At 43.6% G+C, this 17,761-nt stretch carries 13 protein-coding genes and 3 pseudogenes; 3 read left to right on the top strand and 13 right to left on the bottom strand.

Annotation, left to right across the window (positions count from 1 at the left end; all coding sequences use genetic code 11):
* The first annotated feature begins 79 nt into the window (after positions 1–79).
* Both C0K55_RS03455 and C0K55_RS03465 read left to right on the top strand, forming a co-directional pair.
* The gene (locus C0K55_RS03455) at positions 80–3,157 is read left to right on the top strand and encodes a type III restriction-modification system endonuclease (RefSeq protein ID WP_023486404.1); all 3,078 of its coding nucleotides are present in this window, start codon (positions 80–82) and stop codon (positions 3,155–3,157) included.
* Between the two features lie 275 nt (positions 3,158–3,432).
* A protein-coding gene (locus tag C0K55_RS03465; RefSeq protein ID WP_201793543.1) for an IS3 family transposase occupies positions 3,433–4,568 on the top strand; the annotation gives its coding sequence in 2 pieces (ribosomal slippage) (positions 3,433–3,679 and positions 3,679–4,568; 1,137 coding nt in all).
* 352 nt (positions 4,569–4,920) lie between these two features.
* Here C0K55_RS03465 and C0K55_RS03475 read toward each other — a convergent pair.
* The 5 genes and pseudogenes from C0K55_RS03475 to C0K55_RS03500 form a co-directional block, all read right to left on the bottom strand.
* Positions 4,921–5,087 (bottom strand): annotated as a pseudogene (locus C0K55_RS03475) (transposase domain-containing protein); the annotation flags it as partial.
* A gap of 239 nt (positions 5,088–5,326) precedes the next feature.
* Positions 5,327–5,890, bottom strand: a complete 564-nt coding sequence (locus tag C0K55_RS03480) for an inovirus-type Gp2 protein (protein ID WP_089674848.1) — start codon at positions 5,888–5,890, stop codon at positions 5,327–5,329.
* Positions 5,891–6,766: 876 nt separating this feature from the next.
* Positions 6,767–8,200: a YfjI family protein gene (locus C0K55_RS03490; protein WP_001586056.1), complete on the bottom strand. Its 1,434-nt coding sequence runs from the start codon at positions 8,198–8,200 to the stop codon at positions 6,767–6,769.
* A 251-nt stretch (positions 8,201–8,451) separates the two neighbouring features.
* Positions 8,452–8,676, bottom strand: a pseudogene (locus tag C0K55_RS03495) (DUF3987 domain-containing protein); the annotation flags it as partial.
* A gap of 105 nt (positions 8,677–8,781) precedes the next feature.
* Positions 8,782–9,009, bottom strand: coding sequence for a helix-turn-helix transcriptional regulator (locus C0K55_RS03500; RefSeq protein WP_000266640.1), 228 nt, complete (start codon positions 9,007–9,009; stop codon positions 8,782–8,784).
* Between the two features lie 692 nt (positions 9,010–9,701).
* On the opposite strand from C0K55_RS03500, the gene C0K55_RS03505 reads away from it, so the two are divergent.
* Positions 9,702–11,333, top strand: a complete 1,632-nt coding sequence (locus C0K55_RS03505) for a hypothetical protein (RefSeq protein WP_047928882.1) — start codon at positions 9,702–9,704, stop codon at positions 11,331–11,333.
* Positions 11,334–11,419: 86 nt separating this feature from the next.
* On the opposite strand, the gene C0K55_RS03510 is transcribed toward C0K55_RS03505, so the two are convergent.
* The 8 genes and pseudogenes from C0K55_RS03510 to C0K55_RS03555 all read right to left on the bottom strand — a co-directional run bounded on the left by C0K55_RS03510 (position 11,420) and on the right by C0K55_RS03555 (position 17,672).
* On the bottom strand, positions 11,420–12,016 hold the full coding sequence (locus tag C0K55_RS03510; protein ID WP_047928883.1) for a hypothetical protein: 597 nt from the start codon (positions 12,014–12,016) through the stop codon (positions 11,420–11,422).
* Positions 12,017–12,145: 129 nt separating this feature from the next.
* Positions 12,146–13,462, bottom strand: a complete 1,317-nt coding sequence (locus C0K55_RS03515) for a tyrosine-type recombinase/integrase (protein ID WP_047928884.1) — start codon at positions 13,460–13,462, stop codon at positions 12,146–12,148.
* 799 nt (positions 13,463–14,261) lie between these two features.
* A complete protein-coding gene (locus tag C0K55_RS03525; protein WP_000835287.1) occupies positions 14,262–14,804 on the bottom strand; it encodes a terminase small subunit in 543 nt (180 codons plus the stop codon).
* A gap of 201 nt (positions 14,805–15,005) precedes the next feature.
* On the bottom strand, positions 15,006–15,389 hold the full coding sequence (locus C0K55_RS03535) for a helix-turn-helix transcriptional regulator (protein WP_001179421.1): 384 nt from the start codon (positions 15,387–15,389) through the stop codon (positions 15,006–15,008).
* Positions 15,390–15,400: 11 nt separating this feature from the next.
* A complete protein-coding gene (locus C0K55_RS03540; protein WP_000190777.1) occupies positions 15,401–15,742 on the bottom strand; it encodes a head decoration protein in 342 nt (113 codons plus the stop codon).
* A 9-nt stretch (positions 15,743–15,751) separates the two neighbouring features.
* Positions 15,752–16,792 (bottom strand): major capsid protein, encoded by a 1,041-nt coding sequence (locus C0K55_RS03545; RefSeq protein WP_097728745.1) that lies wholly within the window; start codon positions 16,790–16,792, stop codon positions 15,752–15,754.
* 217 nt (positions 16,793–17,009) lie between these two features.
* Positions 17,010–17,433, bottom strand: a pseudogene (locus tag C0K55_RS03550) (single-stranded DNA-binding protein).
* Positions 17,430–17,672: a hypothetical protein gene (locus C0K55_RS03555; RefSeq protein WP_000646743.1), complete on the bottom strand. Its 243-nt coding sequence runs from the start codon at positions 17,670–17,672 to the stop codon at positions 17,430–17,432. The pseudogene C0K55_RS03550 and the gene C0K55_RS03555 overlap by 4 nt, the downstream one beginning before the upstream one ends.
* Positions 17,673–17,761 lie beyond the last annotated feature (89 nt).

Consider the following 17,761-nt stretch of genomic DNA (forward strand, 5'->3'; position numbering starts at 1 on the left):
ATTTTACCGGATTAAAATTTGCACACAGCCTTGTCGCAGACAAGGTGTGCCCGAAGTGTTGCGTACATGGAGGTGCGCAATGAAACTTAAGTTCAAAGTCCAACCTTATCAAACTGTTGCCGTAGAGTCGGTTGTTGACTGCTTTGCGGGGCAACCTAACACATCCGGCGTTACCTACCGAATCGACCCTGGCGTTGCCAAGGATAAGTTTGGCAATGCTGGTTGGGATATGAGCGACCAAGACGGTTTTAAAAATGCAGAACTCGCGATCACTGAATCGCAGTTATTGCAAAATATTCATGGTGTTCAAAGTAGACAGAACCTCCCTGTTTCAGAAGCGTTAGTCAGCAATGCTAGCGCTAAGATTAATCTCGATGTTGAAATGGAAACCGGTACTGGTAAGACATATTGCTACATCAAAACCATCTTTGAGATGAATAAGCGCTATGGCTGGAGCAAATTTATTATCGTTGTGCCTAGCATCGCCATTCGTGAAGGTGTTTACAAGTCGCTGCAAATCACAGGTGAGCATTTTGCTCAGAATTACGACGGTAAAAAGGCCCGGTTCTTTATCTATAACTCGAAACAATTGCACCAGTTAGAGAGTTTTTCTTCTGACAGTGGCATCAATGTGATGGTCATTAATATTCAAGCCTTTAATGCTTCAGGAAAAGACAATAGACGTATTTATGAAGAGTTGGATGACTTTCAGTCTAGGCGTCCTATTGATGTTATTAGTGCAAACCGTCCAATCCTGATTTTGGATGAGCCACAAAAGATGGAAGGCAAGAAGACATTAGATGCCTTAGCCAAATTCAAACCACTGATGGTACTTCGATATTCGGCCACGCATAAGACAACACATAATAAAGTGCATCGCCTGGATGCGCTTGACGCTTATAACAATAAGCTGGTTAAGAAAATTGCCGTTCGTGGTATTTCAGTAAAAGGCTTGGCGGGAACGACAGCCTATCTATATTTGGAATCCATCGAGATCTCGAAAAAAATGCCAGTGGCTCGCATTGAGATCGAAGTTAAACAACAAAATGGTATTAAACGCATACCCAAGAAGGTTACTAAGGGCGATAATCTTTTTGATCTTAGCAATGGTCTGGACCAGTACCGTGACTTTGTGGTTACTGATGTCAACGCGATTAACGACACGGTTGAATTCAAAAATGGCCATGTTTTAACCACGGGCGATGCGACGGGAGACGTGACCGAAGAGACCATTCGCCGAATACAGATCCGCGAGACAATTAAAGCGCACCTTGAAAAAGAAAAAACACTTTTTAACCAGGGTATAAAGGTTCTCTCTCTCTTTTTTATTGACGAAGTCGCAAAGTATAGGGACTACTCTCAAGCCGATGAAAAAGGTGATTATGCTCGCGTTTTTGAAGAAGAGTACTCCTTGCTTGTACAGGAATATCTTGATGAGTTGACTCTTTTACCGAGTGAGCAGACTGATGCCTATAAAGCCTATCTATCGGCCATTGAAGGCTCCAGAACGCATAATGGTTACTTCTCAATTGATAAGAAATCAAATCGTCTTCAGAACCCCGGCTTTAAAGTCCGTGGTGAAGATGCCGGGCTATCAGACGATGTAGATGCTTATGATTTGATTCTAAAAGATAAGGAAAAGTTACTTTCGTTTGAAGAGCCTACTCGGTTTATCTTTTCACATTCGGCCTTGCGCGAGGGGTGGGATAATCCAAACGTATTTGTCATGTGTATGTTAAAACACAGCGACAACACTATCTCTCGTCGTCAAGAAGTTGGGCGTGGTTTACGTCTGGCCGTCAATAAACATGGTGACAGACAAGACCATCCGGCAACTGTGCATGAAATTAATGTTTTGTCGGTGATTGCAAGTGAAAGCTATAAAGACTTTGTCACGAATCTGCAAAAAGAGATCAGCGAGTCTCTCTCAGCGAGACCTAGAAAAGCAGATGAAGCTTATTTTACGGGTAAGACAATTACAACAGCTGATGGACCTGTAGAAGTAACACCTGTCATGGCTAAGCAAATTTATAAGTATTTGCTTAAAAATGATTATACCAATGACGTTGACGATTCAATTGCGCCATCATTCCACCAGGCTAAGGCTAGTGGACAGTTAGCGCCAATGCCTGCTGAGTTAGAGCCTTACCGCGAGCAAATATTGACCCTGATTGACGGTGTTTATAGTGAAGCGCAATTGCCAGGTGTTGGTGATGATCGTAAACCTAAAAACAATCCGTTGAATGCTAATTTTGATAAGAAAGAGTTTCAGGAGCTTTGGCACAAAATCAATCGCAAAGCGGTTTATAAGGTTGATTTTGATTCGTCTGAGTTGATTAAAAATTGTATTCGGGTACTCAATAAAGAGCTTAAGGTAACGCCTCTTCAGTACACGATTCAAGATGGTGTTCAATTGGATGGCATTACCGACGAACAACTCAAAGCTGGACAAAGTTTCAAGGTGAAAAACACTGAGACTGAAACTCATCAATCGAGCATTCATTCTGCTGTTCGTTATGACTTGGTTGGTAAGTTGGCTGAAAATTGTGTGCTGACTCGCAAAACAGTCGCCGAAATACTGATGGGTATAGAACCTGTAGTATTTGCACAATTTAAGCAGAACCCTGAGCATTTTCTCGCTGAGGCTTCACGCCTTGTGAAAGAGCAAAAGGCATCTGTGATCATCGAGAAGCTATCATATGATCCAACGAACGAATCTTATGATGTTGATATATTCACGGCAGAGCAAAAAATCACTGATATGACAAAAGCCGTTAGTGGCGTTAATAAGCATATTTATGATTATGTTGTCGTTGATTCACAAGGCATTGAACGGGACTTTGTTACCGAGCTTGATACAAGCAAAGAAGTCGTGGTTTATGCAAAACTGCCTCGTGGTTTTCTGATACCGACGCCTGTTGGCGACTACAACCCTGATTGGGCGATTTCTTTCAAAGAAGGAAGTGTTAAACACATTTACTTTATTGCAGAGACTAAAGGAACGATGTCTTCGCTTGAATTGCGTGGCATAGAAGATCGCAAGATTGAATGTGCTAGGAAATTCTTTGAAAAAATTAATGCAGAGATAACGAGTGAAAACGTCAAATATGATGTTGTAACGAGTTACTCGAAATTAATGGAAGTCATAAGCGGTTAGTTGTTTTCGTTTTTATATCGGGCTGTCAGTTCATCTGGCTGACAGCTCACTTTTAGTTACATAAAAATAATTGAAAAATTGAGTCAGCAGATTGAGTCTAAATGTCGCTCACTCATGCGGTTATATTTTAAGTATGGTTGTTGACATGACGGAGAAATAGCATGAATCCTGAAAAGTGAATCGCCACGGATAATTTAGACACTTCCGAGCCGTTGATGGACTGACCCCACCTCGGTAGACGATCCTGCCCTATAGTTTGAGTATAGGGGGAGCATATGGGCACACCACGATTTACACCTGAATTTAAGGAAGAAGCCGTCCGACAGATAACGGAACGCGGTTATTCCGTTGCCGAAGTATCTGACCGTCTGGGCGTTTCTGCCCACAGCCTCTACAAGTGGCTACGGGCTATCAAACCGGATAACAGCGAGCAGCATGCCCGGGATTTACTGGAAGCCAAAAGCGAGATCCTGAAACTACGGGCGCAGCTAAAACGTACCGAAGAAGAACGGGATATCCTGAAAAAGGCCGCGCGGTACTTTGCAAGGGAGCCCGACTGAAGTACCGCTTTATCAATGAGCACCGCACTGTATGGGGTGTGATGACAATGTGTCGGGTACTGGATGTCGCCCGGGCCGGGTTCTACGCGTGGCTGCATAACCCGGTCTCGGCACGTGATAAAGATAATCAGCGTCTGCTGACGCTTATCCGTGACTCCTATTCACTGAGCGGAGGCGTATACGGTTACCGGCGGGTTCATGGCGACCTGAACGAAATCGGGGAAACCTGCGGTAAAAACCGGGTGGGCCGTATTATGCAACTGAACCGGATTAAAGCCGTGCGCGGCTATAAAGCGCCGCGTCGTATCGCTGGCAGACCTTCAGTGGTTGCCCCTAATCGCGTGCAGCGGCAGTTTACTGTTGTCCGGGCCAATCAGGTCTGGGTCACCGACATTACTTATTTCCGCACCTGGCAGGGCTGGCTGTATCTGGCGGTGGTTATCGATCTCTTCGCCCGTAACGTGGTGGGCTGGTCGATGAAGCCCACTCTCTCACGCGAACTGGCGTTGGATGCACTGATGATGGCGGTCTGGCGACGTAAACCCGACGGCGAGGTCATCGTGCACTCAGACCAGGGAAGCCAGTACGGCAGTGACGACTGGCAGCGCTTCTGCCGGGCTAATAACCTGGTCCCGAGCATGAGCCGGCGTGGCAACTGCTGGGATAATGCGGTGGCCGAATCGTTCTTCAGTTCACTGAAAAAAGAGCGCATCAGGAAGAGAATATACAAAACCCGGGATCTAGCCCGGGCGGATATCTTCGATTACATTGAAGTGTTCTACAACCGGGCCCGGCGCCACAGTCACCTCGGCGGCGTCAGTCCGGAGGCCTTTGAACAGGCCTCGTCGTGAGGACAGAATTTGTCTACGGGCGTGGGGTCAGTCCAGTGTATGTCTATTACCCAACTGTGAGAGATACTGAAATCACAACATTTGAAGAAACTCTGGATAACCTCCTACAACGCCGACGAGCATTGGCCAGAGATATGCTCTGCGCTACTCCCGATTTGAACTGTGCGGATTTTGAGACCATTTTGAAGGGAGCCTAACCGATATGAGCGGCAATACTACCAGTTGCCAAACCTGAAATAACACTTAGCTGTGATGATTCGCTATTACCTATCGATAGCTTCGGAAAACATAAATTAAAAATGCCCAGAGGAGTACTATTATCGTTAGCATTACCCGAACGTCGTATTAACGGTTATTTATTGGTAAGTGCTACGTTCCATGGCAAGAGTTCATCAACAGGTTGGAAGGCCATTCCGGCAAAACTCTCAGTATATGGCGCAGATACCATTCAGACAGCAGGTCCCGCTCAGCCCGTACAGTAGAGCGCCGTTCACTACCGTAATCGCTACCGAAGAACACATTGATTGCCCCTCAATAATCCTGCTGTTAACATCAAAATTGTTGGTCGGGCTCGATTTATTTAATTGTGTAAACAGGGTCTCTCAGAGAAAGGCCCTTATGCATCACCTGACGTTAAAAGTCACTACACCCAAGATGACGTTCAAAGTGTCATAGTCCCCTGCGCTGAGGACAAAGCTACGCATTAACGACAAATCCACGCGATAACTTACGATAGTTCGGGCATAAGCCCCCGTAATTCAGTTATGTCGTGGTCGGCCCCGGTTACTTTTTTCGGGAAGCCTGCTACGGCCCAGAATAATACCGTGTTCTTTCTGATCCTGTTTAGCCAGGTAGCTGAGGGCGTAACGTAAGTCGTCTACCGCAGACTTATCACTATAGTGAATCACGTGATCGATACACACAGGGTATTTGTCTTTAGCCCGGCAAAGGTGAAAATAACCATCCCCTTCCGTGATCCGCCTCCAGATATCTCCCAGTTGCCTGGATATCTGATAAGAGTTCTTGTGACGTTGTCCATCCAGGTAGCCGATAAAATGAATATGAAGCCCTTTGTTTGGTGTATATTCCATAACCCAGTAATATCCCACCAACATCGTCTGGGTTTCGCTAAGTAAGCGGTATATTTCCATACACATACTGTGCTTACAGGAATGCCCGAAACTGGGCGTGTCTTTCCTGTAGGCAAAATCAATTCTGAAAGGTAACAGTTTAGAAAAACGTTGAAACAACCCCTCCATGTGTTCATTCACATCTTTCAGAATCGCGAAATTCATTTCGTAATTGGGATTGGCATTATACATTTTATAGTCCTTACTTTATAAAACTCACAGGAAGAGGAAATTATGTAAATGCTGAGGGTACAGAAACGTCGTACCACGGCATTAATAAACGAGGTAACCAGCAGTACAGACAACCTGATAAAACTGTTTGGTATTACCTCATTGCTGTAATGAGGTAATATATTCAGAATACAGTGAAACTCTCTTAAACTGAGGACCAGTACAAATTACAATGGTAAAAACATACCCCATAGAATTAACTTTAAGGAAACACCATTCAATCACTTAAAGGAAGTAATCTGACATTCACAAAAGTCAGTATCGGGTAGCTACAGGCAACACCGCTATTGATACTCCCGCACCATTAAGTAAAAACATCAACTCAGCTTAAGGCCTCTACAGATATTTAATCTCCACCATAAACAATAACGGAGCTATAACGTACGAACCAGACACACATTCAATGATTAACTTTCTCAATATTACACTATGAGTAAGTGACATAATTTAACATATAACTAAACAACATACACTACTCACTGATGTATATACATCACATACCTACAGACTAAGCAGAATGGTCAGCATAAAGAGGAGCGACAATACGATAAAAAGAGATAAAACAATATAACAGATCACATAACTCCCACTAATAATACTAATTAACCTAAATTATTTATTGAACACGAGAACAATGAGGGAACCTCCTCATCTAGGACTAAAGCCAGCAATATCCTGAGCAACACTCTATCCAATAGTAAATAATGGTTATACCAGTTATATTTGCTGACTGACCTGTACCAGAGTTCTGTAATACAACAACGCTGACATGGTAAAGGCATTAGTCTCCTCCGCAAGTAGCAGAGGAGACTATATGTTACTCAACGATTAAGTCGTTCAGAGGTCAAAGTTAGGTGCGACATACCACGTTTTTCCCTCAATAACCGGTACAACTCTGTTTTGTTCATACAGTAAATCCAGTAACCAATTGATTTTATCCTTTTTCCGGAAACGGTTCGGACCACGCTGTAAAATGTCATTTTTTTTCATACAGGGGATCCCCTTCTCAATGCAATAGCTTTTTATCCAGTTAAAAAGTTCAAGCTCCTCTGGAATGAGTCGCACAGGTACGGTCAGGGCAGAGTTTTCAAACGTTAACGGACTGGATAACCGAACATACTCATTACCATACCATATTGCTAATTCTCTCGCCATTTCAGCAGTGTAGGGGGAAATGTCACCTTCCTCACCGCTAAAATGGTGAATAAGTCCTGCCAGTCTTGCCATATACTCTGCATTTTTAGCAGCATATTCTCTGAAGTCTCTTAAAGGCCCCAGAACCGACATCTTCGATTCCACATCGTTGTAATAGTCCGTCCAGATTCTGGCTGCCTGAGGAGAAAAGTGAAGGCAACGCCGCTCTCCCCTCATCGCCAGGCTTTCATCAATGAGTTCATTTATCCTCTGTTCAAACAAATCCTGATACTGTGATGAATAATTATCTCCGGTTATTATCCTTGTCCCCTGCGTTGATGTTGGTTGACACATCAAAAACCTTGCATGATGTCCCGACGTTTTCACAAGTTCTTTTTTTCGTGTACAAAAACCTTTGTGGTAAACATCAGGCTGAACCATCACCGATATCGTCAGTCTTGGTTCCTTCAAAAAAATTCCGGGAGATGATTTCCTGTCGATGAAAAGAGAACCACCATCCCACAAAGAGTTAAGTATTCCCAGTTTACTCATTGCCCGGCTGTCAAAAATTATCCCACCTTCACTGGATACAAGAGCAAAAGAGCGATTGCTATCAGAATAATATTTTAACATTCCCTCTATCGTTGTATCATTAAAAATTGTTCGATGTATCTGTGGTGGAACAGGACACTTATTCAGATGTGTTTTAAGCTCTGATTCTGTTGTCTTATAATCTTTACCGGCACGAATCTCTTTATGAAGTTTTGACTCCAGTGCTTTTTGTTTTTGCTCCCATATTTCCTTTTCTGTACTGTAATTCTCAACCAGTTTCGCGTATTCTTCCGCCAGGGCTTCATCCCTGAGATAAAATGCTTTCATAAACACTTTATCCACGGTCGTTTTCCTTTCACCAGAATCAGCCAGAATCATAGAGTAAATATTAGAGGACCCACGTAAATTTCCTGGCCTGCACACATCAACCTGATTCTGACAGGCAATTGACATCGCTGTTAATGCTGCAGTTATCGCCATAGCTATAGGTGTCTGTGTATTCTTTTGAGTTTCAATTATTGCATTTCTCGCCAGCGGTGGCATTGCATATATCGGACAAGGATTTTCTGGTGCAAGTAAGCACATAAATGCCTCTCTTTTCATTAATGGGTTAGTAAAGTAGCAGCAACTCCCGCTATAATAGCGAAAATAGCTGCTGTTCAGACCTAATGTTCTGAAAAATACAGAATATCTGTAGATCTGATGTTTAATAACCGATAAGGTTAATTCAGTTCAGACTGTGTTATTTACCACGAAATATCATTCATGTTTCTCATTCTTAACACCTCCTAAAATTATTTCACTAACACCTTCCCCCCGGTCTTTTTCCTTTCTCAGGAATCAGCCAGAACCATAGTGTAAATATTAACGGGCCCACGTAAATTTCCGGAGCTGCACACGTCAATCTGATTCTGACAGGCAATTGACATCGCTGTTAATAATGATGTTGTAGTCATAGCCAGAGATGCTTTTTCATTTTGTTGAGTTTCAATTATTGCATTTCCAGTCATTGATGGTTGCGCATATACTGGATACGGAGTATCCGGTTTGATGTAAGACATAAATATTCCCTTTTTTCGTAATGACTTTCGGTTATAGCAGCTATTTCCGCTACAATAGCAACAATAGCTGCTATACAGACTGGATATACTGAAAATACAAACAGTTCATCTGGTCTGTATCCAGCAGAGAAGGTCACTTAACAACCATCCGCAAGATTTCTTTCCGATAGACTTACGTGGTGGAAATTTTCCCTCCCGTTCAAGTTTCCACGCTTGCGTACGAGAAACTGACGTGATCTCATATCGTTCCTTTTCACGTACCAGTCTGTCGCATTCAATCCCATAAGCTTTCAAAATGACCAGACGCTGTTCATCTGTTAATGGAAGCCACATACTACCCTCCTGATATATCAATACTTTTTATTTCCGGCATGAGCATGAAATGACTAAGTTTCCCGGATAAACAATGAGTGAAAGTCACTGTCATTCATCCAGCCAACACCTTGCAAATAAAATGTAATACTATGATTTTTATAGGTCAAAATACTGAATTACAATGTTAAAATGGCTTTTAATAGAAAAAATAAAGACATATAGAGCCAAATAAAAATAAACTACGACAAATAAAAACAAAAGATTAATATTAAAAATCCATTATGACGATTTTTATTGACTAAAATCAGGTTGGGATATATAAATAAATCCATGTAAAATTCAAACAAGGCATGGAGGAGTCGCAGGAAGGTGAAATATTTCCATCTAATTTGTGATAATCATCACAAAAATAAGCTACAACAAGCGGAGGAAAAGACAATCTGTTGCTGAACAGACAGAAGCAGGCTACGAATGATCGGAAAATGAAGCAAATACGCTTATACAGAAGACGCAGGGGTAACTGACGGAGACAATCACAATCAGGAGAAAATGATCGTAAATAATGTATAAAATCTCAGGATATAAACAAATGTACACAAGCTATCCACGTAATCTGCGGCTGGCTCAGGATTAACGTTTCATTTCAGTGGACGACATCGATTCTGTCTGACAGTGGGCCAATATGTGGCAAGCAGAAAACTTCTGACATCATGGTAACTCGGACAATGCAACAAAAGTATGATCGTGTTTTATCTGGCGAATCCCATCCATTCCCTGGCATATACGAGGCGGTTTCCGAACAACTCCTTTTGCTCATCTTTAAGGCTCGTCAGCTATATCAGAATCCAGAATATCGCCCCTGGTTTGAAGAACAGCACAGAGTTCTCTCTGCATTACGTGCTAATACAGAGCTCTTGAGAATATTTAGAGAACAAAGAAACGCGGAAGAACCAGAGCTTATTATTAAAGAATCTACATTACCCCTACTCACTAATTCTAATCTTACAGATGCGCTTAATATTATGTGCCATTTATACAATGGTTTTGATGAAGGAAATATCAGTCTGAAAACCTGGGGGGCGATGCAAGAGGTACAGACAACATCAACCTTTATCAGCCCGGGACCGAGAACCTGGAAAACACCTGAACTGGCAAAGTTTGTAGGAGATGATTTATTTAATATTCTGACTGAATGTAAAGCCTGGAGTTCACCAATTCCAGCAGAAACCCGACAGGGCTATTGCCATCAGGATCTGTCTGTTGCACACTCCTGCACCTCAGAGTTACTGGCACACCTGAATCAATACCATGAAATTGATGAATCAGCAATACTTGCCAGAGTTATTGGTATGACGGTTAACGGATTCTACAAGAAAAATAATACAGACCTCCCAGAATGGCTATCCCCCTTTAAAGAGGAACATAAAATATTCAGAGATTGTCTGGAGCAAAAGACCGAGGATGTAATCAGACTGAAAGAACAACTGTTGAAAACAGGACGTTCAGAATTCGTGAATAATTTGTGTCGGGTCGCCAACTGGTATGAAATTAAGTCAATATACGATGAATATGTCCGTCTTTATGCCAATGAAATCATTGGTTGGTTCAACAAAACCATGGAATATTTTAAACCAACAGATTTTATCCGATATACATGGAAATTCGCAACAGTTACTCCAGGTAAAGAGACAGAAACCAAGCATACAACTGCATGGGAAAAGGATTATTGCCAGATAACTATACAACGTGATGAACTTCTGAGATTGATTCACACGAATACCCTTCAGGATGCAGTAATTTATCTTTGCCATTGTCTGCAGAAGAAATACAAGAAATCATCCCAAAATGAGATAGAGTTTCCAGGAATAAAACCTCCGGCATCAGAGAGTGAAATTAATATAACAGATAGTTTTGAATTTTATTCTCTCCTGGAGCTCAGTAAAGATAATGAGAGACGGCTGGAAACATTTCAAAAATGGTATGAAAAAAATAAAGTTTTGTTAGAAAGTCATAAACAAAAACGAACAGAGAAGATTGACGTTGCCGTACGACTTGTAGGGCTGAAAGCCTATGATCTGCATGAAGGGATTCCGGATAGTCCAAAACGAAAAGTTAAAGATGGCATAAATGAAGACATCAAAGCCGATACCAGTTTACGCCTGCCAAAGACAAATATAAGTGATACGTCGCTAAACCGTTATCGCCGCACTGTTAAGGAGATTATCAATAACGAAATCGACGCATTCCTGTTGGAACAGAAGAAAAAAAATAAAAGATTTCCCTACAGTGAAGATAGAGATGTGATTCGACCTTTATGGGGAAAATGCCTGACCGGGCAGTAGATCACTGAGGGGATAACAGCCCGGTTATCCCCTGTTTGTTCTGCTTCAGGTTGCCAGAGCTCTAGGAACACGAGGCAATCGGCAAATTATGCGGCTTTTCCATTAACAGATTCGGCCACAAGAACGACAGTGTGTTTGTTTCGCTCAGGATGTTCACTCCAGATTTCTGATTCCGGGATGCTTTCCCCGTCATAACTGATCCGTTCGCCATCAAACGGGTAATACCGTGCGGAATCAGTATCTAAAATAAACACCTTCAGATTCGTTGAACGACGCGCAATATGCTGCCAGAGAGCTTTTCCTCCTTCATATTGCTCGTTATCACTTAATAGTACAACGCCCGCTTTTGTGACTATCGTTTCATAAACAAACGTTGCAAGACCAACATCGCGTACAGCTCCATCGACAACAATCCCTTCAATCTGAGCAACATCCTGTTCTTCCCAGAATTTCTGGACAAACACGCCTTCAAGTCGGGGACGACGCTGAAGCTCCAGAGTGGCAACAACCTTATGGCGAACATCACCATCAATAACAGAAGGTGCAGCTTCGATTACCGCAGCAAACGGAGTCTTTGGATCCCAGATGATCTGGTAAAGCACGCCCTGAATAGTTACTCCATCCAGTATCGAAAAACGACGGGCTACAGTAGCAGGGGAGTAAGACATTGGAATTACAGCCATTTTAGAATCCCCTCTGAGTAATACAGGCACGAAAATTTACCTCAATAATTATAGTAAACAATACCAGAGCCAGGCGCATCAACAATACTCATCAATTGTACTCAAGTCGTACAACGATCAGGAACGCCCTCACCTTCTACCAAACAGATTAACAACATTATTACCTGTCTGCTGTTGGTGGTTATTAACCCGGTCCTCCCAGATCTCAAGTGCTCTGCGTTTTTCTGGCAAATAATCGTATCGATCATAATGTTTTGAACTGACATCGTTCAACGCATGATTTTGAATACGATCGCGGATTTCCTTACTGATTCCAGCTTCTCCCATTAACGTTTTACAGGTCCGACGTAAGTCACGTGCTGTAAAAATTTTAAAGTCAGGATTACAAGCCCGGAAATACATGATAGCGCGAGCCAGACTGTCCGTACGAACCGGACGCTTACCATTAGTCGAAAGCGGGAAAATGTAAGGGCTCGATTTTTCTTTTGTTAACTCCTGCACACAAGATAATTCCTGTAATGCTGATTCAGTCAACGGTATCAAATGTTCTCGCTTATTTTTAGAGACATCCGCAGTCACCAGCAGCGTTTTTTGCTGAAAATCAACATCACACCACTGACTGGCGATCATTTCGAAGGGACGTTGCCCCCCGGTATAGATACAGAATCGGATCAAATGTTGCATCAATAATCCAACGTTGGTTGCTTCAGCAAAATGTTCCATTAGAAAACGCAACTCTTCGAGTGTCAGCCAGGTGTCACCGACTTTTTCAGCAGATGACTGTTTCGGTATCACTGATACCGGATTGGCCTCCAGCCCAAAAGTAATCCCTACACTTGTGTTCATCGGATCGTTATCAGCTTTCAGACCATAGTTAAATGCAGCCATCAGGTAAGAACGGATCCGGTTAGAGTGAACCACTGCACCGCGCTGAATGATCCCGGCCAGGATATGTTTAATCTGTCCGGAAGTCACATCTTTAGCTTTAGTCTCACGGGGGATCACTGTATAGCATTCATTTTCAAGGCGTTTCAGAACATCCTGCCATGTTCTCTTATTATCAATTTTCATTTTGTTAACATAACCATGAATCAATGCTTCAAATGAGCCCTGTGATTGATGGAGTTGTATCCGCTGCTGTTCTGCAAGCTGTTGTCGCTCCAGTTCTGTCTGGGGATCCTTTCCTTCAATGAGCCAGGCACCATACTTTTTTGCCAGTTCATTCGCTGTAGCCAGTTTCATCTCAGGCCATATACCCAATTGAATGAATCTTTCTTTTTTCCCTTTTTCCACGTAATAGCGGAAATAGAAAATTTTGCTGCCAGAAGACTGAACTTTGATGCCAAGTCGTCCAGTGCCACGTTGAGAACTGTTGCTCCAGACATAGAACGATGTCTTTTTTGCTTTCAATGCTCGGATAGCTGTTTCAGTTAGATTGACGGCCATAGAACCTCTTTTCTAAACCAGTAACAATCAAAATAACTCGTAAATTTGGGTCAGGTAATGGGTCAGGTAACGATCGTACAATGGAGAAAAAACGGAACCAAGCGGAAACAGAAGCAATTACATAATTACTTGATTATAAACAATTAATAAAACAATTACGAACAAACCAAAACAATATAGAATGGACTTGCCTCATGACTCATAATCGCTTGGTCGTTGGTTCAAACCCAACAGGGGCCACCATATCTATCAAGGGGTTACGTTAACAGCGTGACCCCTTCGTTTTTTCTAGGATACCTATAGGATACCGTGACAGAGTATAAGCAGGTATAAAAACAACAAGTTACGCAACATCATACCTGTCATGAAACTTTAACTATCCGACATGATAGCTGGTCGATGATCACGGATAATCCGTTATGTGGATCCCCATATCGGCATCAGACCCACCAGCGTGAAGCGTTTTTCATTTTTCGCGGGTATAAAAAATCGATGGGGCTGGCAGTCCGGAAGACGTCAGGTCACAGGGATTTGACCCGCCCCTCCCTGTGCATGAGCACAATAAGTAACCGAAGGCGGAATTCCGCCCTCGGTACTCACATATGAGAAACGATATTTCTTCCACCGATACCCTTTATTTGGGTATCGCGAGTAAGCCCCAAAATCTGGGTGTTACTCTTACTACCCAAACTACGGGTAGTTTCCGTAATTTCATGGTCGAGTTGCAGATCTGCAACTCACCCACCAGCGCAACGCTGAAAGCCAGTCAGTAAACTGGCTTCGGTCATTGTGCACTACGTTACTTGTCTTTATCCGGCTGAAACTTATCAGGCACATTTCCGGTAGTTTCCATCAGATAATCGGACAGCATTCGCGGGATGTTTTCATCAAGTTTTGTGCATGCGTTACAGGCTCTGACAACTTCTTTTTTCAGGCCATCCAGCATGACGGGGGTCATCTGTGGGAAGCTCCTTTGCATAGTAAGCGGCAGGCTGTCCATGATTGATGAAATCTGACTCGCCAGTTTTGAAAGCGCGTACATGCAAAACTCTGTATCAATCACGTCACCGCGATCGCGCTCGTTTTTAAGTTCCTGCGCCTCCGCCTGTGCTGTCAGTAATCTGATCCTGACTCGTAAGAGTTCATCATCATCAATCTCGCCTTTGTCGTTTGTAAGCTGGCTAATTGCATTGTTAACCCTATTGTCTATCACGCTGGCAACATCATAAAACGCCTCACGGCCTTTACGTTCAACGGGAGTCACTCCCCACTTGTCGAATGCTGTAGCACTTACCCGGCAGCTTTGCGCCATGGTTTTTTTGTTCATCAGGTGCGATTTCATCAATATCCCAACTTGGTCAAGGTTTCAGGTTGGTGTGTTGGTGTTATCTTTCCCTTTTTATTCATGGAGATAGAGCAAACAACAAAACCACCACCACCACCCTGAAAAAGCTCATAAATAGCGAAAAACCGCGAGGTCGCCGCCCCGTAGCCTACCGGATCGCCGGAAAGGACCCGCCAGCCAGAACGGGCCCTAATTTCATCAACCAATCAACTTATAGCGACCATCCCGTGCATTGCGGCGTACACGCTCAATCTTGAGGCATAGCGCCGCATCTGGCTTTTTTGGGACAGGTACGCGGCAATATTCAGAAGCTCGAGGAATATTGTTTATCCAGTCGATCACTTCGCTTAAATACCAGGCCTTACGCCCTTCCGTAACCTGTACGCGTTCGGGGAACTCTCCGCGAGCCTCAAGGTTTAGCAATGTGCGACGGCTAAGGGTAGTAAGTTCCATCACCTGATTCATATCAACAAGGCGTTCACTTAAACGCATTTTGTCAGCAATAGCCTTTAATTCCTCTACTGCTGGATCCGGATACATCATTTCGGCAATTGGCTTAAGGTCATTGTAATGATTCTGCATTGTATCCCCCTTTACACACGAGCCAGCGGCTGAACAGAAATACCTGAGCCAACAAACGCGGCAACCTTTGCCGACAGTTCTTTTACAGACTCAGGCCAGTTCAGAGCATCAACATTTAAAACACCTGTCTTATAAACCTGTGCCTGTGTTTTTTTCGCTGTGTCGATTTGTACAGCGGAAACATAAACCGCTTTGCCTGCGCTCGTTCCATCCCATACCACTAGCGCACCAGTTGCATCTTCCTGCATCAGTGGCGTAAACGCAGGTATTACCCCTTTATTGGCTGAAAATATCCCCAGCGTAGTAACCAGTGCTTCAGTGCCAGACATGAGTTCAGTGTAATGAGTAGCCATTGCTCCCCCTTAGCCAATGCGAACGGTAACAAAACGATTGATGCGGGCCGGTATTGGCTGTGGTGCTGAATGTGTCTGCACATATTCAATAGCCGGATCACCAGGCACAATATAGTTTTTCGGTGCAAGTTCGGCTTTAGTCAGCCCCATCCGAATTAGCTCCGGATCCTGAATACCGCCATAAGCGACAATCCCCTGAAGAGCCGTATTGCCAAGCACCATCAAATCAGGATCAAGGAAATATTTTTCAGTTCCGTCCTCGTCGGTATAACGCCCGCTGTAAACAACAATCGCAACATCGCCCATATACCCTTTAAAACTCACCGAATCACCAAGGTCTTTAAGGGCCGTTTCCAGTTCGGAATTAGAACCACGACGGGTATCCAGAGCCTCTTTTATCGCTCTGAATGAACGGTATTTCTTCCATACATTACCGCCCATAATGATGATATTAGTGACGCCCTCACTAAATTCTGCGTAGCTCTCAATATCATCATTTGGATCAAAAGTTTCTTTATCCTTACCTGACCACTCAGCACCGCCAGACTGCGTGATAATATTTTGTGGTTTTATATTCCAGTCCAGTTCATAACGTTCAATACCATCGCCCTCAATGATATTTTTCCCCGTTGTGATTGCCTGAACAGCAAGCCATTCAATACGTGCACGTATAGCTTTAGCCTGATTTACAATCGCCTGTTTAACTTTAATATTACGCGCCCCAAAAGCATTGTATTGTTCAGGTGATACACCAGCAGGGCGCACAGCTAACTTATTTGGATCAATGCTGCTTTTCGGTTTCATATAGCCAGGGCGAATTGTTTTTGATTCGTATCCCTCATCTCGTGAAACTTTACTGCCCACCATAGGAGAGCAAAACGCCGCGATCGGGATATTTGGATCGTCGATCGTATCAAGAATAATGTCTCTCGATTCAAACATTACCGAGCGAGTGAAAAACAAACTGGTAAACAACGCATTTAATTTTTTTTGCACATCTTCAGCATTAGCCACCTGCACAAGCTGTGTAGGCGAATATAAATCAACCATACTCATCCTCTTTACATTCATTACAAATAATTGTGAATATATTCTATTACCGATGTCTGCTATGCGAATACATGCAACCAAGTGCAATGTTGTATAAAATATGCCGTGACAACTTCAGTGCTGATAATTCGTGTTAATGTATTTACTTCCTTTGGTCGGGATTTATGTAGCATGCCGGAAAATCTATTTTTTTCCGGCATCTTTTTGTTTGCAGAATTTAAAACGGTATATTATCGCCGTACGGATCATCATTCCCCGACTGTTGTTTTGCCCTGTTCAGTGCGTCAGTGGCCTGCCCCTGCTGGCCTTTTTTTGCCGCCCGGTCGCGCCGTTCGCGCACTGATTACGCTGTCTGCGATAACCTGCCAGCCCTGCCGCGTTTCGCCGTTCTGGCCTGTCCACTGGCTTACCTGCATGTTACCCGCCACGCTCACCAGTTCGCCTTTGTGGTGTTTTGCCAGTGCGTCGGCCTGTCTGCCAAACGCCAGGACGGATAACCACATCGTCGCCGTTCCGTCATCTGCCTGGCTGCACGGAAGGGGGACCGCCATACTAGCCATCGCCATTTGTGTACCCTTGCTGGTGGTCTTTAACTGCGGGTCAGCCACCAGCCGTCCGTAAGCCGCTATCTGTGCTGTCATGCTGTCTGCTCTCCGGTTTTAACGTTGATGGTTGTTACCTGTTCCGCTTCGGCAATCTCCCGTTCTGTCATCGTGGCAAAGTTTGCAGCTGCCGTTGTCATGAATGCGCTAATCAGTTCGGGATGTGCTTTCGCATATCCTTCCCCGGCGTTGCGGTCGATGATTTTTATCGCCACTCTCAGCCAGTGCTCTGTAAGGTCAATAGCGCGGTAGTGTGGTTGTTTGCGGTTTGCCTTCATAGTTCAGATCTCAATTTTTCGTATATATATACAAAACAGTGCGGGTTATGCGGGTTAGCGGGTTAGCGGGTTATCTTCGCTTGCTAAGT

The sequence above is a fragment of the Escherichia sp. MOD1-EC6098 genome, from assembly GCF_002965865.1.
Classification (GTDB): domain Bacteria; phylum Pseudomonadota; class Gammaproteobacteria; order Enterobacterales; family Enterobacteriaceae; genus Escherichia; species Escherichia marmotae.

Coding starts and splice junctions, on each gene's coding strand:
- C0K55_RS03480 (WP_089674848.1), bottom strand. CDS start 5,890: ATGTATAATGCCAATCCCAATTACGAAATGAATTTCGCGATTCTGAAA.
- C0K55_RS03490 (WP_001586056.1), bottom strand. CDS start 8,200: ATGTGCTTACTTGCACCAGAAAATCCTTGTCCGATATATGCAATGCCA.
- C0K55_RS03500 (WP_000266640.1), bottom strand. CDS start 9,009: ATGTGGCTTCCATTAACAGATGAACAGCGTCTGGTCATTTTGAAAGCT.
- C0K55_RS03540 (WP_000190777.1), bottom strand. CDS start 15,742: ATGGCTACTCATTACACTGAACTCATGTCTGGCACTGAAGCACTGGTT.
- C0K55_RS03455 (WP_023486404.1), top strand. CDS start 80: ATGAAACTTAAGTTCAAAGTCCAACCTTATCAAACTGTTGCCGTAGAG.
- C0K55_RS03510 (WP_047928883.1), bottom strand. CDS start 12,016: ATGGCTGTAATTCCAATGTCTTACTCCCCTGCTACTGTAGCCCGTCGT.
- C0K55_RS03555 (WP_000646743.1), bottom strand. CDS start 17,672: ATGAAGGCAAACCGCAAACAACCACACTACCGCGCTATTGACCTTACA.
- C0K55_RS03515 (WP_047928884.1), bottom strand. CDS start 13,462: ATGGCCGTCAATCTAACTGAAACAGCTATCCGAGCATTGAAAGCAAAA.
- C0K55_RS03535 (WP_001179421.1), bottom strand. CDS start 15,389: ATGCAGAATCATTACAATGACCTTAAGCCAATTGCCGAAATGATGTAT.
- C0K55_RS03545 (WP_097728745.1), bottom strand. CDS start 16,792: ATGGTTGATTTATATTCGCCTACACAGCTTGTGCAGGTGGCTAATGCT.
- C0K55_RS03525 (WP_000835287.1), bottom strand. CDS start 14,804: ATGAAATCGCACCTGATGAACAAAAAAACCATGGCGCAAAGCTGCCGG.
- C0K55_RS03505 (WP_047928882.1), top strand. CDS start 9,702: ATGGTAACTCGGACAATGCAACAAAAGTATGATCGTGTTTTATCTGGC.